The organism is Paenarthrobacter sp. 10N417 (assembly GCF_056394745.1).
The window spans coordinates 148,696-161,717 of record NZ_JBFTIL010000008.1 but is presented as its reverse complement, the minus strand read 5'-3'; the positions used below and the strand labels follow the sequence as shown (position 1 = coordinate 161,717).

General features: G+C 60.8%; 12 protein-coding genes and 3 pseudogenes. 8 read left to right on the top strand and 7 right to left on the bottom strand.

Annotation, left to right across the window (positions count from 1 at the left end; all coding sequences use genetic code 11):
- Positions 1-331 precede the first annotated feature (331 nt).
- The 6 genes and pseudogenes from AC1DCM_RS12700 (at position 332) to AC1DCM_RS12675 (ending at position 5,358) form a co-directional block, all read left to right on the top strand.
- Complete coding sequence (locus AC1DCM_RS12700) at positions 332-715, top strand: hypothetical protein (protein ID WP_477518474.1); 384 nt, start codon at positions 332-334, stop codon at positions 713-715.
- Between the two features lie 88 nt (positions 716-803).
- Positions 804-1,508: pseudogene (locus tag AC1DCM_RS12695) on the top strand (aldo/keto reductase).
- A 20-nt stretch (positions 1,509-1,528) separates the two neighbouring features.
- Positions 1,529-1,678: pseudogene (locus tag AC1DCM_RS12690) on the top strand (aldo/keto reductase); the annotation flags it as partial.
- Between the two features lie 172 nt (positions 1,679-1,850).
- Positions 1,851-2,093 (top strand): aldo/keto reductase, encoded by a 243-nt coding sequence (locus AC1DCM_RS12685; protein WP_477518473.1) that lies wholly within the window; start codon positions 1,851-1,853, stop codon positions 2,091-2,093.
- A 348-nt stretch (positions 2,094-2,441) separates the two neighbouring features.
- On the top strand, positions 2,442-4,097 hold the full coding sequence (locus tag AC1DCM_RS12680; RefSeq protein ID WP_477518472.1) for an MFS transporter: 1,656 nt from the start codon (positions 2,442-2,444) through the stop codon (positions 4,095-4,097).
- Between the two features lie 865 nt (positions 4,098-4,962).
- Positions 4,963-5,358 carry a helix-turn-helix domain-containing protein gene (locus AC1DCM_RS12675; protein ID WP_477518471.1) on the top strand — a complete coding sequence of 132 codons (396 nt, stop codon included), beginning with the start codon at positions 4,963-4,965 and terminating at the stop codon, positions 5,356-5,358.
- Between the two features lie 31 nt (positions 5,359-5,389).
- Here the strand turns inward: AC1DCM_RS12675 and AC1DCM_RS12670 are convergent.
- The 3 genes and pseudogenes from AC1DCM_RS12670 to AC1DCM_RS12660 form a co-directional block, all read right to left on the bottom strand.
- Positions 5,390-5,827, bottom strand: a pseudogene (locus AC1DCM_RS12670) (universal stress protein).
- A 34-nt stretch (positions 5,828-5,861) separates the two neighbouring features.
- Positions 5,862-6,140: a TetR/AcrR family transcriptional regulator gene (locus AC1DCM_RS12665; RefSeq protein WP_477518470.1), complete on the bottom strand. Its 279-nt coding sequence runs from the start codon at positions 6,138-6,140 to the stop codon at positions 5,862-5,864.
- Positions 6,141-6,259: 119 nt separating this feature from the next.
- Positions 6,260-7,624 carry an MFS transporter gene (locus tag AC1DCM_RS12660; RefSeq protein WP_477518469.1) on the bottom strand — a complete coding sequence of 455 codons (1,365 nt, stop codon included), beginning with the start codon at positions 7,622-7,624 and terminating at the stop codon, positions 6,260-6,262.
- Positions 7,625-7,848: 224 nt separating this feature from the next.
- Between AC1DCM_RS12660 and AC1DCM_RS12655 the strand changes: the two genes are divergently transcribed.
- Complete coding sequence (locus tag AC1DCM_RS12655) at positions 7,849-9,168, top strand: MFS transporter (protein ID WP_477518468.1); 1,320 nt, start codon at positions 7,849-7,851, stop codon at positions 9,166-9,168.
- Between the two features lie 142 nt (positions 9,169-9,310).
- On the opposite strand, the gene AC1DCM_RS12650 is transcribed toward AC1DCM_RS12655, so the two are convergent.
- The 4 genes from AC1DCM_RS12650 to AC1DCM_RS12635 all read right to left on the bottom strand — a co-directional run bounded on the left by AC1DCM_RS12650 (position 9,311) and on the right by AC1DCM_RS12635 (position 11,449).
- The gene (locus tag AC1DCM_RS12650) at positions 9,311-9,544 is read right to left on the bottom strand and encodes an aldo/keto reductase (RefSeq protein ID WP_477518467.1); all 234 of its coding nucleotides are present in this window, start codon (positions 9,542-9,544) and stop codon (positions 9,311-9,313) included.
- Between the two features lie 35 nt (positions 9,545-9,579).
- The gene (locus tag AC1DCM_RS12645) at positions 9,580-9,711 is read right to left on the bottom strand and encodes a hypothetical protein (protein ID WP_477518466.1); all 132 of its coding nucleotides are present in this window, start codon (positions 9,709-9,711) and stop codon (positions 9,580-9,582) included.
- A 192-nt stretch (positions 9,712-9,903) separates the two neighbouring features.
- Entirely contained in the window at positions 9,904-10,119 is a 216-nt protein-coding gene (locus AC1DCM_RS12640) for an aldo/keto reductase (RefSeq protein ID WP_477518465.1), read from the bottom strand.
- Between the two features lie 706 nt (positions 10,120-10,825).
- Entirely contained in the window at positions 10,826-11,449 is a 624-nt protein-coding gene (locus AC1DCM_RS12635) for a TetR/AcrR family transcriptional regulator (RefSeq protein ID WP_477518464.1), read from the bottom strand.
- Between the two features lie 699 nt (positions 11,450-12,148).
- Here AC1DCM_RS12635 and AC1DCM_RS12630 point away from each other — a divergent pair.
- Positions 12,149-12,922, top strand: coding sequence for an SDR family NAD(P)-dependent oxidoreductase (locus AC1DCM_RS12630; protein ID WP_477518463.1), 774 nt, complete (start codon positions 12,149-12,151; stop codon positions 12,920-12,922).
- Positions 12,923-13,022: the final 100 nt, after the last annotated feature.

The window sequence follows — 13,022 nt, the reverse complement described above, 5'->3', positions numbered from 1 at the left end:
CTAAGCGCCGCTACGTTTCAACACGCCGGTTCGTCCGGGACAAGCGGACACCGCGCATTAAATTAATCCGGACGTCAGCGAAAGAAGATTCACCTGGCTTCCCCTCGTTAGGGTTCCGCTAGGCTCGGGAGGCCTGTGAGCACGGCGAACCTGGGGGCCACACGCTGTGCAAAGCCCCTGCGCTGTTGTTATCGACACTGAGCCGAGTTACAGTTGATTCATAACCGGGAACAACCGTGCGACATAACGAATTTTCAAAGGTTGCGAGGTTTCGGCGAAAACTCGGAAAGTGGCACGTCCTATCCCGCTTTTTCGACACGAGAGGTGCGCAATGGCGCGACTCTATTCCCGGGGTTTCACGGCCTGGGTCACCGGTATCACCCTGGAGAAATCGATCAGATCGCCCGTGCACGCTGGTTGCAGTCGTGTTGCAAGCGGCGCGGGACTAAGGCGTAAACCGTGCAAACCGAATCTTTCTCTGGCAACCTTCCACCAGATCGGCACCTGCCTCGGGCTCGGCACCGCGGTCGCCTCCGCAGCGACCGTCCCCACGGGCGGTTCCGCCGCGGCGCACCTTGCCCTGCAGGTCAGCGCCGCACTCGCCACGGGCAGTGTCCTGCTGCTCCTTGCCCTGGCCACCACCGCGGCCCTCATCCTGCCAGCGGACCTAGCGGCCCGTCGATTCAGGACAATCCGGAAGGCCGTGCCCGCATAGAAGGCCGAGCCTGCCCGCTGAAACTCGAAGGGGTACTGACATGCCCTCCCACAATCCCGCACATCTGAATACCCTGAAAGGCATGGTTATGGAACTTACTCTCAACAACGGCGTCACGATGCCCGCCCTCGGTCTGGGCGTCTTCCAGAGTCCGCCCGAGCAGACGACGACGGCCGTCGAGGCCGCCCTTGCTGCCGGCTACCGGCATATCGACACAGCCGCCGCGTACGGCAATGAACGGGAGGTCGGCGAAGGCATCCGCCACTCGGGCCTGGACCGTTCTGACGTATTCATCGAGACCAAGGTCTGGGCCAGCGACTAGGGCTATGACCAGAGGCTGCACGCTTGGGAGAAGGCAGTGGGCAAGCTCGGCGTCGACTACCTGGACCTGCTCATCCTGCATCAGCCCGCCCCCGACCGGTTCGACAAGACCATCGCCGCGTACAAAGCCCTTGGGACGCTGCTCGCCGACGGGCGCGTGCGGGCGATCGGCGCCAGCAACTTCATGCCCCACCACCTGAAGCAACTGCTCGACTCGACCGACATCATCCCGGCCGTGAACCAGATCGAACTGCACGGCGAGGACCGCCGGAACGTGATGGAAGACCCCGACAATCGCCGCCAGCGCGCGGACCTGCGGCAAAAGCCCCGCGCAGGTCATGCTCCGCTGGCACCTGCAGCAGGGCCGCTCAACCATCCCCAAATCAACCAACCCGACACCGGTATCCGCACCGGACCGGACCCCGACGAGGCCCGCGAAGAGCGCTTCGCCCTGGTCATCCCCGAAGCCTAAGACAGAGACAAGGAACCACCATGGACTACCGTCCCCTCGGCGCGCTCACCGACCTCGTGCGCCAGGGCAAGGTCCGCTACATAGGGTCCTCGTCGTACTCCGGATCCCAGATCGTGGAGGCCCAATGGGCGTCGCGTGAACGCAACCTGGAGCGGTTCGTCACCGAACAGCCGCCCTACTCGATCCTCGTGCGCGGCATTGAGGAGGACATCCTCCCCACAGTGAACGCCACGGCATGGGCACCCTCACGTACAGCCCTCTTGGTGGAAGCTGGCCTGGCGCTGGCGGAAGGATGCGGCGTCCGCACCCACCTCGAGTGCCCGCCCGAGCGCAAGGTTCGACATGACAAGCCCGGCGAACCAGCGCAAGCTCGACATCGTCGAAGAACTCGCCCAGCTGGCCGAACAGGCCGGGCTCACCCTGATCGAGCTGTCCATCGCGTTCGTGCTCAACCACCCCGGCGTCACGGCTTCCATCGTCGGACCACGCACCATGGAACAGCTCGAGTCCTACCTGCCCGCCACGGACATCCAACTGAGCACCGATATCTGGACCGTATCGACCAGCTCGTCGCGCCCGGCGTGACCGTCAACCCGACGACAACAGCTACGGCGCACACGAACTGACGCCAGTGGCACAACGACGCTGAGAACCACTGCTGCGGAAACCTTCCAAGAGGCCCTGTGCGAGGCGATGGCGCCTTGGGACATGGCAACGCTGCTGGTGCTAGGCAGCGTCCGCTTCGCGTTCCAATCCATGAGCATTGACGTCATCCGAATTCCGGACAGGCTCCTCTCCCATCGCCAACGCCGAATGACTTACCCCGCCCACGGCGCTGCATTGCCCGTTAGTGCGGGGCGGTTTCCCACGGACCCAGGCTTACCCACTCCTGACACTGTCCGGCTTCCCTCTGACCCGAAAGATATAGACCACATGAACAGCGCCACCAGATCGGACAAGTCATTCAAGGCCGCATCTCCGCTGGAACCTTTCCGCCACCGGGCTTTCCTATGGATCTGGTGCGGGGTGGTGGCCGCCAGCATCGGCACCTGGGGACAGACAGTTGGGGCACAGTGGTTGTTAGTCAACGACCCTAATGCCGCAGCGATCGTCCCCCTTGTGCAGACCGCCAACCAACTACCGGGGATGCTCCTTGCCCTCCCGGCTGGTGTTCTGGCCGATGCGTTCGATCGGCGGTGGCTTCTCATCTGTATCGAGGTGTACTTTGTCGTTGTTGCCACAACCCTGGCGATCCTGACAGCGCTCGGGATGATGGACCCGATTCTCCTTCTTGTGTTTACCTTCGCCGTCGGATGCGGCGCGGCGATGCTGCAGCCGGTCTGGCAGTCCCTTATCTCCGAGCTCGTCCCGCGTGGACAGTTGGCCGCGGCCACGCGCCTCGATATGGTCAGCGTCAATGTCTCGCGGGCCGCGGGCCCCGCTCTTGCCGGCCTCGTGATCGCGCGTATCGGCGTCCCGCCGGTCTTCGTCATCAATGCCGTGGCCGCCTGTTCCTTGGCGCTGGTGCTGCTCTCATGGCGGCGGACGCCGGTGGTCCGGCGTGCACGGGAGCGATTCATCCCCGCTCTGCGTGCCGGTGCCCGCTATGTGCGCCATGAGCCCGTCATCCGCCGCATCCTGGTCCGCTTCGCATTGTTCATCTCGCCTGCGTGCGCTGTCTGGGCCCTCCTGCCCCTGATCGCGAGCCGCCAAATGGGTCTGGACTCCGCGGGCTACGGCTTCCTGTTCGCTTCCATGGGCGCGGGTGCCCTTATCGCTGCGTTCAACCTCGCCAGGGTCAAAAATCACCTCTCGTCGAACGCTGTGCTAACCACCTCCGCGCTCGTCTACGCCCTCGCGTTCGCGGCGCTGGCGTTCGCACCCAACATCTGGGCTGCCATGCCACTACTACTCCTCTGCGGATTCGCCTGGACAGCCACTGTGGCAACGACAAACGCAGAACTCCAGCTTTTCCTGCCGGGGTGGGTACGCGCCCGTGGCATCGCCATGTATATCATGGTGTTCCTGGGAACGCAGGCCGTGTCCGCTGCTTTCTGGGGATTCATCACTCAGGCGCTGGGCCTCCAGTTCGCGGTGCTGATGGCGGCAGGCCTAGTGGCATGCAGCGCGATCGCCGGGCGTTTCATGCGCGTGCAGGACAACGAGACGATCGACCGCGCCCCGCTTTCATACTGGCGGAGCCCCGCCGTTGCAGTGGAACCGGACCCGCATGCAGGGCCTATCCTCATCACTGTCGAATACGAGGTCGTCGATCGCAATCAGGCTCCGTTCCTGGCCGCCATGAAGGACATGCGCCGATCACGGCTGCGTAGCGGGGCGTCGCGCTGGAACCTGTACAGAGTGGGCGAAGCGCCAAATGTCTTCCTGGAGCAGTTCGAGGTGCCCACTTGGCACGAGCACCAGCACCAGCACGACGGCCGCCTAACTGCCCAAGACAAGGCAACCGAGGACGCTGCGTTTGCCCTAGTCAGCGGCACACCGCGGACCCGCCACCTTCTCCCATCCACCGCACCCCAGATTCCGACCGGTGCGGTAATACACGCGAGCGTGGTCCGAGCCAAGACGTGAGAAGCATTCCGCGGGGCTGCAAGCCCAACGGGACCCTCCTCTACCAAACCGAACGTAACGGCGCTTCACTCCCGGCCGCCCTCCTCGCGATTGACAGTGGCCTGCCGCTCCGTGATGTCACGTCTGCAGGCAACCCCGGTTGCTGGCCGATGTGCGTATTCCGGATACCAAAGGGACGCGGGACTTCGTTTGAGTTCCGATGATGATCACGGAGCAGGTCGTCGCGTGGATCTGGTCGACCGGCAATGTCTCCGAACTTCGCCCTCTGGATCGACAGGCGCTGGAAAGGGACGCGGCGCCCGTGGCCCTGGAACTCCTCCGGACCCAGACAGCGACGGAGGCAGAGTGGAGTGGCGGGAAACTGGCGAGTTTCTCTCGGGGCTCCTGTCAGGCGGCGGGCGCAACGCCCCAGCGCTCTTGGCCCAAGCCGCACGTCTCGGCCACGATCTGTCTTCTCCCCACGCAAACGTCGCAGTACGATTTGAACATCGTAACGAGGCCGGCCTCCCTCACTGGCTTGCCGCCACGTTCTCACGGGTGGCACGACAAATCTCACCTCGGCCGCTGATGGGATTTACGACGGATATGTTGTTGCTCTGTGACCGCTTGGGCCACGACGCCGATCGACGAAGTCCGAAGCATCGGCGACGAAGTCAGGCGGATTTCTTCGCGCCCACGCCGCCATCTCAGGGCCCGTCAAAAATGGGCGGATTATCCTTCGGCCTTTGCGACCGTCCGGGGGGCGGCTGAGTTGGCGGTCCTGCGGAACTTTCCCCCCGGCACTCTGGCGTTGAGCGATCTGGCAATGGTGGGCTTCTGCCCTAACTCCCGGATGTAATCCGCACTGAGTCTCTATGCGGACGCCATGCTTGGCCCAATACGTGCCGACAGCTTACGCGAAGATCCGCCGCTCCTGCGGACATTGTCAGCTCTCATTCACAATGATCCTAATGCCAGAAAGACTGCGGAGCAGCTACATGTTCCGGAAGACGCCGTCGTCGAAGCCCGCCGACGGATCGAGGATCTGCTCGCACTTAATCTTTCACGCGTGTCGGACCTAATGCGCATCTCAACGGCCCTCGAAGTCGAAGACGTCATCGAAGGCAGACAGCACAAGACCGGAAATTTCCTAACCAAGGCAAGGGCGACCTTTGGGATCGGCCCCACCGAGTTGAGCCCGTCACAAGGGCCAAAGGGACAGCGGCCCCGAATGCGGAGGTGCAAGGTGTGTGGGTCTGGAAAGTCACAGCTCCAAGGCTGATGGGAACCGCCACCGACCGCCTGGTCCTACCTCACTCGTCGGTGTCGGCGTCGTAGGTGTTGGCGATGTAGACGTCGCAGGGTGCGTGGTGCGCTACGCTGATGGCCACGCTTCCCAGCACGCGGCCGATGCTGCGCATCCGGCGGTTGCCCACAACGATAATGCGCGCTTCCATCTGAACCGCCTCTTTTATGAGCACATCTGCGGGCCGACCGCGTGCAGCAGAGTGAGTCGCCTCAACGCCTCTGCCGAGGGACTACGCAACTACGCGGGCCACGTGCGCTGGGGTATCTGCGTCGGAAACAACCAGCTGGTCGCGGCCGCTGCCGAATATCTCGGTCCGGGCCCCGTCGTCGGCAGAGACAACGTGAAGGGCTGCCTTCAAGGCAACAGCGAGATCCCGGGCGGACCCGGCAGCCTTTTTCGCCGTTCCGCTGCCGTCAACTCCGACAATAACGATTCCGCTCATATGCATGTACTCCTTAGTTAAGTTATTTGCGGCACTAGTCAGCGACAGGAGACAAAAGAAGGGTTCCGGGTAATAGGGGGGACCGCCAGTCGTCCCCATGCGCGAACAGCCATTGGTAATACTGAACGCTTGGAGCACGGTCGTAGCCATTCTGCAACGCCAACCGATTTGCCGTCGGTTCGGCAGACTGCAAAGTTGCTTCAAGGTCGTCGACTTGATCGGCGATGATCGCATCAATCAACTCTTCCTCATTGGCGAACCGGCGGTACGCCGTACCGATCCCAACGCCCGCTCGATTCGCAACGTCGTGCATGGCAGCGCAGACGCTTGGAACTGCCAGAGCCAAGCTCTGACGGGTTAGACAGCCGCGAACCGTCATAGTTTTGCGGGTTCAGGCTGCACGGCTCTCTTGTACCCAGGCGTTCCGCGTTATCACTTGCCGGAGACTGCTTTAATGCCCAGACTCATCAGCGCAGCGGCGCAAGTGATCACTGCCGCGATCGCGAAGCATAATTGAACGCCGTCCACGAATACGGCTGCCGTCGATGCCAACAGCCCGAAGGTCGCAATTGCCAGGGCTCCGCCGACTTGCCGGAATGTGTTGAGCACGGCGCTTGCTATCCCAGCCTGCTCGGCGTCGACACTGGACAATACAATTCCAGTCAACGGAGGCATTGCAACCGAGCCCCCTGCGCCTATTAGGGTCACGCCGGCGGCTACTAACCATACGTTGCCGAGGCTCAGAACCGGAATCATCGCGACTAACCCAGCTGTGGTGGTCATCAGACCGGCAACAGTTGGAACTCGGAATCCAAACCGCGTTACAAGCGGTCCGCTGAAGAGGTTTCCGAAGAGGCTCGCCACTGCGGTTGGCAAGAATACAATCCCCGTCAGAAGTGGTGGTAACGCCAACTGTTGCTCAAGGTAAAGGCTGATCAGGAACACGGTTCCAAACCAAGCGCTGATATGCGCAAAACCTCCAAGCAGCGCGATACGCATCCCTCTCGGGCGCAATATGGAAAGCGGCAACATGGGATGCCGGGCCCGGGCCTCCACTCCCGCGAAGCCCACTAGAGTTACGGCCGCCGACACGAACGCGATGATGACGGCAGGGTGGGTAAAACCCAGCGACCCGCCCTCAATTAGACCGAAAATGAGTGAGGCGAGTGCAACGAGCGCCAGGATCTGGCCGGCCCAGTCGAAACGGTTCGACTGTCTCGGAGAAGGTGCGATTCGAACCGCCAGAATGGTCATGGCCAAACAAACTGGAATGTTTATTGCGAAGACCAAGCGCCAGTTGAGCGTCGTTAGAAGCCCACCAAGCAACGGTCCGGCAGCCGCGGCGGCGGCACCCCCGGCGGTCCAAATACCTAATGCGTGCGCCCTTCGAACAGGGTCCGGGTACGCTTCGCGAATCAGCGCCATCGAGGCGGGAAGCATCAGTGCCGCTGCTGCGCCCTGCGCGCCCCTGGCACCGATAAGCAGGCTAGTCGTCGGTGCAGCCACGCATAGCGCCGATGTAACAGCGAAAAGCACAGCGCCAACGACGATAGCCCGCTTGGCACCGACGCGGTCGGAGATATTGCCGGCGAACATAAGCAGCGCTGCAAACATGAGCGTGTAGGAGTCCACCACCCACTGCAGCGCAGAGGTTCCACCCCCGAGGTCGGCCCCAATCTGTGGAAGCGAAATGTTGACCACAAGAATATCGAGCGTCGTCAGAAAGAAGCCGCAGCACGCCAAGACAAGACTTGCCCTTGCGCTCCGAACAACTGGCTCGGCCTCAACAAGTGCCATTTTGGTCTCCTCATAGGTCCGTGTTTAGATCCGCCACGCTTACGATCGTTGACGCTTGCTTCAGCTCAACTTGGACCACGGGCCCGAACACGACCAAAGGTGCTTAGAGCCTCTGAACCGAAAGCAACTAGAAAACTGAGTGCCGTGGTTGACCGCATCCTTCATCCACGTTACCGTACATGCGTACGCGATTCCGAATACCTACGGATTGGATACCGCACTCGATGAAGCATGCACTTTCGCCTGAAACAACCTCAACCCGCGTATCGTCGAAGATGATCCGCATGGCCACACTGGGTGCCAGCGTGGGAAGTACAGTCGAGTTTTACGACATCGCAATTTATGCCTACCTCGCGCCCATCATCGGGCGCATTTTTTTTGCAACAACGGACCCGGTCGTCGCCCTCCTAAGTTCGTTCGCCGTTTTCGGAGCTGCCTTTGTTGTGCGCCCCCTTGGCGGGCTCTTCTTCGGTTCACTGGGAGACAGACTCGGGCGACAAAAGACCTTGGCCGCTGTCATTCTCCTGATTTCAGCAGCAACGTTTGCCATCGGGGTCTTGCCTACCTATGAAGCCCTCGGCATCGCCGCCCCAACAGCACTGGTCATATTGCGTTTGGTGCAGGGCTTTTCGGCAGGCGGAGAGGTCGGTGGGGCAACGGCTTTTGTGGCCGAATATGCTCCCCCGAACCGCCGTGGCTTCCTGGTCAGTCTCGTGGAACTAGGAGCCATGGGCGGGTTTCTGCTCGGCTCCGTTGCTGTCTTGATACTGAATTTTTCCCTTACACAGCAGCAGATCTTTGAGTGGGGCTGGCGTATCCCATTCCTTATTGCGGGGCCGCTGGGCATTGTCGGACTTCTCATACGAAATAGGCTGGAAGAGAGCCCGGAATTTGTGGCATTGAGGACGTCGGGCGCTGTGCTGAAAAAGCCGCTGCGGACCACGATCACCCTCCACTGGCAGTCAGTCTTGGTGGTAGCAGCCTTTGCGCTTTTTCAAAACGTGGCTGTCTATGTTGTCCTCACCTTCATCTCGACCTATCTTTCAAGCACGTTGAAGTTCGATATCCAGGTATCCTCGCTCTCTTCCGTCTTGACTCTGGTTGCCGTCTGCATCGTCGTTCCACTTAGTGGCGCCCTTTCAGACAAAGTGGGGCGCAAGCCTGTTCTCGTTTGGTCCTGCGCGGGAGCAGCAATTTTGACGTATCCGCTTTTTGCCCTTATGGCCACCGGTAGTCCGGTTCTCGCAGTAGCGGCGCACATTATTCTTGGTTTGATCGTGGGAGTGTTCCTGGGACCCGTTTTGGTAGCCATGAGCGAGATGTTTTCAACGGCTGTTCGATATGGAGGCATGTCTCTCGGTTACAACCTTTCCGTCTCGATCTTTGGAGGAACGGCGCCCTTCATCGTGACGCTACTGATTGCAACAACTGGCAATAACCTCGCTCCAAGTTTTTACATCATCTCCGCGTCGCTGGTCACTCTTGTAGTTGTGGCAATTTCCAGGGAGACAGCACCACGCCGGCGCACACCGGTGCCGAACTGAGCGGGTTGCGCAACTTTCTCCAGCTGGTTGCATGCCTCGTCAGGCTTCTCCTTATGGCGGTGTCGAGACTTCGGCACCGCCATAAGAGGTGAGGCGCCGTCCCGTCAGGCCTCCGGTATTTCCAAGTTCCATTTCAGAGGGTCTATCCGGTCTGGATCGGGCCCGCCCCGGTACCCGTATCAAGAGCGCTGATGCGCGCACACTCGCCAGATGAGAGTTCGAAATTGAAGATGTCGAAATTCTGGGAAATTCGCTCCCGGTTCGTCGCCTTAGGGATGACTGATCGTCCTTCCTGAATACCCCAGCGGAGCAACACTTGGGCGGGCGTCTTCCCATGAGCGCGTGCGATGGCATTGATGGCATCGTCCGTCAGCACGCTCTTTCGGTCTTCGCCATAACCGGGGTAGGAGGTTATCCCCCTATGGGAGACCACGCCTGGGTGAGGATGTTGTTCCTGGCATTCGCGGCCTGTACTTCCGGTTGCGTGAAGTACGGGTGAATCTCAACTTGATTGACCGCTGGCACTATTTCAGTCTGGTCCATGAGAATCTCCAGATGGCATGGAAGGAAGTTGCTTACCCATTGGCGCAAACGAGCCGTCGGCAAGGAGCTTTTCCAGTGCGTGATATACGCGAATGGTGCGTTCGAAGTGTTGGGCCATGGGCTGGAGCAGGATCAGCAAGTCGATAGATTCGATCCCCGGCTTTTTGGTGCTCTTGTCAAAGAATGGAGCATCTATTCATAGCCGTAGTCCGACACCCATACTTTCGTCTTTATGGTGACCTCGTCTTCACCGAGGCCGGAACGGCGCAACCCTTCACCGACTTCGCGCTCGCTTTCGTAGCGGGCAACCGTGTCGATGTGTCGGTAGCCGACGCGCAAAGCAGCCTCGAACGCCGCTTCGGTCCCATCGGGTGGAGTCTGAAAGACGCCCAAACCGATAGGGGGCATGATCAATCCGTTAATGAGAGTAAGGGAGTTGGTCAAAGGTTTACCTTTGTCAGCGATGGTCGAAAAGTGAGCCATTTCGCGGGCCCTCACAATGGCTCACTTTTCGACCGTCACCGACAACCTTTCTTTCTTCTGCGTTGCGTTGCTGGTGACTGAGAACGGGCGAGCGAGGGATCATGCGCGCGAGCGGGAAATGGCCTCTCAACTCGCGAAAGAAGCACGCGCATAGTGAATAGCCAACCTGCCCTGTGAAGACAACATCCCAGTTCGGGCCGTCGCTGCGGGTTGATCAGTCGTTCGTCCGCGGCCAGACCCCACCAGCGGACCGCCAAGCATGCTTAGAGTCAATCAGCCTGGCCAGGCTCAGCGACCAGGTTGTCGGCTGCGGAATGCCTGCCGCGCTTGCGCAGTTTTGGGAGAACGTGGCACAGACCGCCCAAGCGGCAGCAGCCCTCGGTGCTTTCCGGGTTAGCGCGATTCATGTCGATTCGCCTAGACCTTCCAAGTGCTCCTGGATCCAGACGGCTACGAATCGTGCGTGGTCCGCCCTAACCCCGAACGACTGATTGCGTCCCGTTTGCCGCAAAAGTTCAACAGAACCCGAGCACTCCCAATCCCATCAATCATGTCGGGCTTCGCTTCGTGGACAGCCGGTGAACGTGACTTTCGTGCCGAGGCTGGCTGCCATCGGCTGATGTCTGGCGCATCATGCGCTAGCCCCGGTGCCTTGCGTTGACATCAATTTCCACGTCATCGCAGCGATCTCCTCAGGTATACATGGGAAACCGCTGTATAACCAGTCGAGCGCCACGCCGATCAGTGCCCCCCCGGTGAATGCTGCAGCGACCTGGTCATCCATCCGCGGTGCGGGTCCGGTGTCGCGCGGCCACGCGCCAGATGAGCTCTCGATACCGGTTCGGACGGCTGCCGTTATGCGACGACGAATGTGGTCCGAAACCAGTGCGCTTCCCTGTGGGCCGAGGAGATTGCTGTAGAGCCCGGCATGGTCCTTGAGGTTTTCGAAGAAGGCTTGCAGAGATTGTGGGCCGCGCTGTTCGACCGTGTCCGAATCTGGCGTCGGGAGCGACTCGACGAGCTCATCGATCAGGATGGTGCAGGCTACTTCGGCGAGCTGGTGCACGTTCTGATAGTGGTCGTAAAAGGTGGAGCGACTCACTCCGGCTTCTTCGGCAATCGTGGCGACGTTGATGTCAGCGAGATCGTACTTCTCAATCAGCGACAGGAGCGCTTCATTTAGATTCTTGAGTGTTCGCAGCACTCGCCTGTCGCTCGGTTTCGGGTTGTCGTTCGCCGACGATGAACTTGCCATGAGCGGTCAGCTCCTACTGTAAGCCTGCATGTGGTGTTTATCCTACATCCGGAGGGGGATTTTAGGGGGCCTCCACTCCTGCTGAATGCCAACCTAACTGCGGAGCATTGTGCGACATAAGGGTCATGTACCGAACGCTATAAGTGGAAGAAGGTTGGCGTGACACCGCTTCCGGCCGCAGCAACTGGTGGCGATGATAACGGAGCACGCGACAGCATCGATACGGCAACCGTGGGAGGTCTCGCGAGCGCAGAGTTCGGGTAGCGAACGTCGGCCGATCGCTCAACAAGACCAGTCAGGTCGCACGCGAGATGGGGGCGGATTCTGTCGTCGCCGGCTTTACGCAGCCCTCCGACGTTGCCCGACTCGTATAGGAGCTCCTGGCGGCGTACTCGCGGTGTCGATGTGTTCGCCCACTACGCCAGCGTCTCTCRCCGCGCTGGTCGCTGCGCCGATCGCGGCCACCATGCTGCTGATCGCCAACCGCGCCGCCCCTCCCGCCAGCAGAGGGTGTAGGGCCAATCGAGCCTGTGGTGCCGGCGCCGACACGTTCACATCGCTTCATACCGAATTTTTCCTACATGCGTTGGTTATCGTGCAGATGTAGGCTAACCTGAGTATATGCGGATGCCGAATGGCACCGCCGCCCGGAGGCAGCGAAAGAGGGCAACGGGTGACTATCTCCAAGGAGTGATCAACATGAACGGTCTGGCAGGCAAACGAGTCATCGTGGCTGGTGGCGGAAACGGCATCGGGCGCGCGACTGCCGAGCGGTTGGCCAAAGAAGGGGCGTCCGTGACTGTGGGCGATGTGAACCTCGACGCTGCTCATGCTGTCGTGCAGCAGATCACCGATGCCGGCGGTGCCGCGATCGCCGTACAGTTCGACCTCGCGGATGAGACGTCGGTGTCGAACCTCGTCAGCTCGACGGTCGAAGGCTTTGGTGGGGTCGATGGCCTCTACAACGTCGGAGCCGACGTCTCCGAGGGGGTGCTCGGGCAAGACGGTGACATCCTCGGCATGGACATCGCGGTCTGGCGTCGCACGCTCGAGGTGAACCTCATTGGCTACGCCCTGACCGCGCGTGCCGTGCTGCCCTTCCTTATTGCGCAGGGAGGTGGGTCCATCATCAATACCTCCTCAGCCGCTGCACACGTGGGTGACCACTCGCGAGCCGCCTACCAGACGAGCAAAGCGGGAATCAACGCTCTCACTCGTCACATCGCAGCGCGCTGGGGGCGTGAGGGCGTTCGCAGCAACGCAGTTTCTCCGGGTGTCGTGCCGACGGTATCCGCGGAAAAGATGGCACTCCCGCCGGAGGCGCTGGATTTTGTTCGCCAGACGATCCCCAGCACACGTCTAGGGCGGCCGGAAGATCTCGCTGGCGTCGTGACATTCCTGTTGTCCGACGATGCCGTGTGGATCAACGGTCAGGTGTGGTCGATCAATGGGGGAATGCTGTTGCGAGAGTAATTCGGGACCGAAGCCTCGCCGTGATGCCGCCCGAGTGCTCGACGCCGGGCGCCATCACGCACGTTTTCGGAGATAACGGGACGACCCCCGGTGTTTGTTG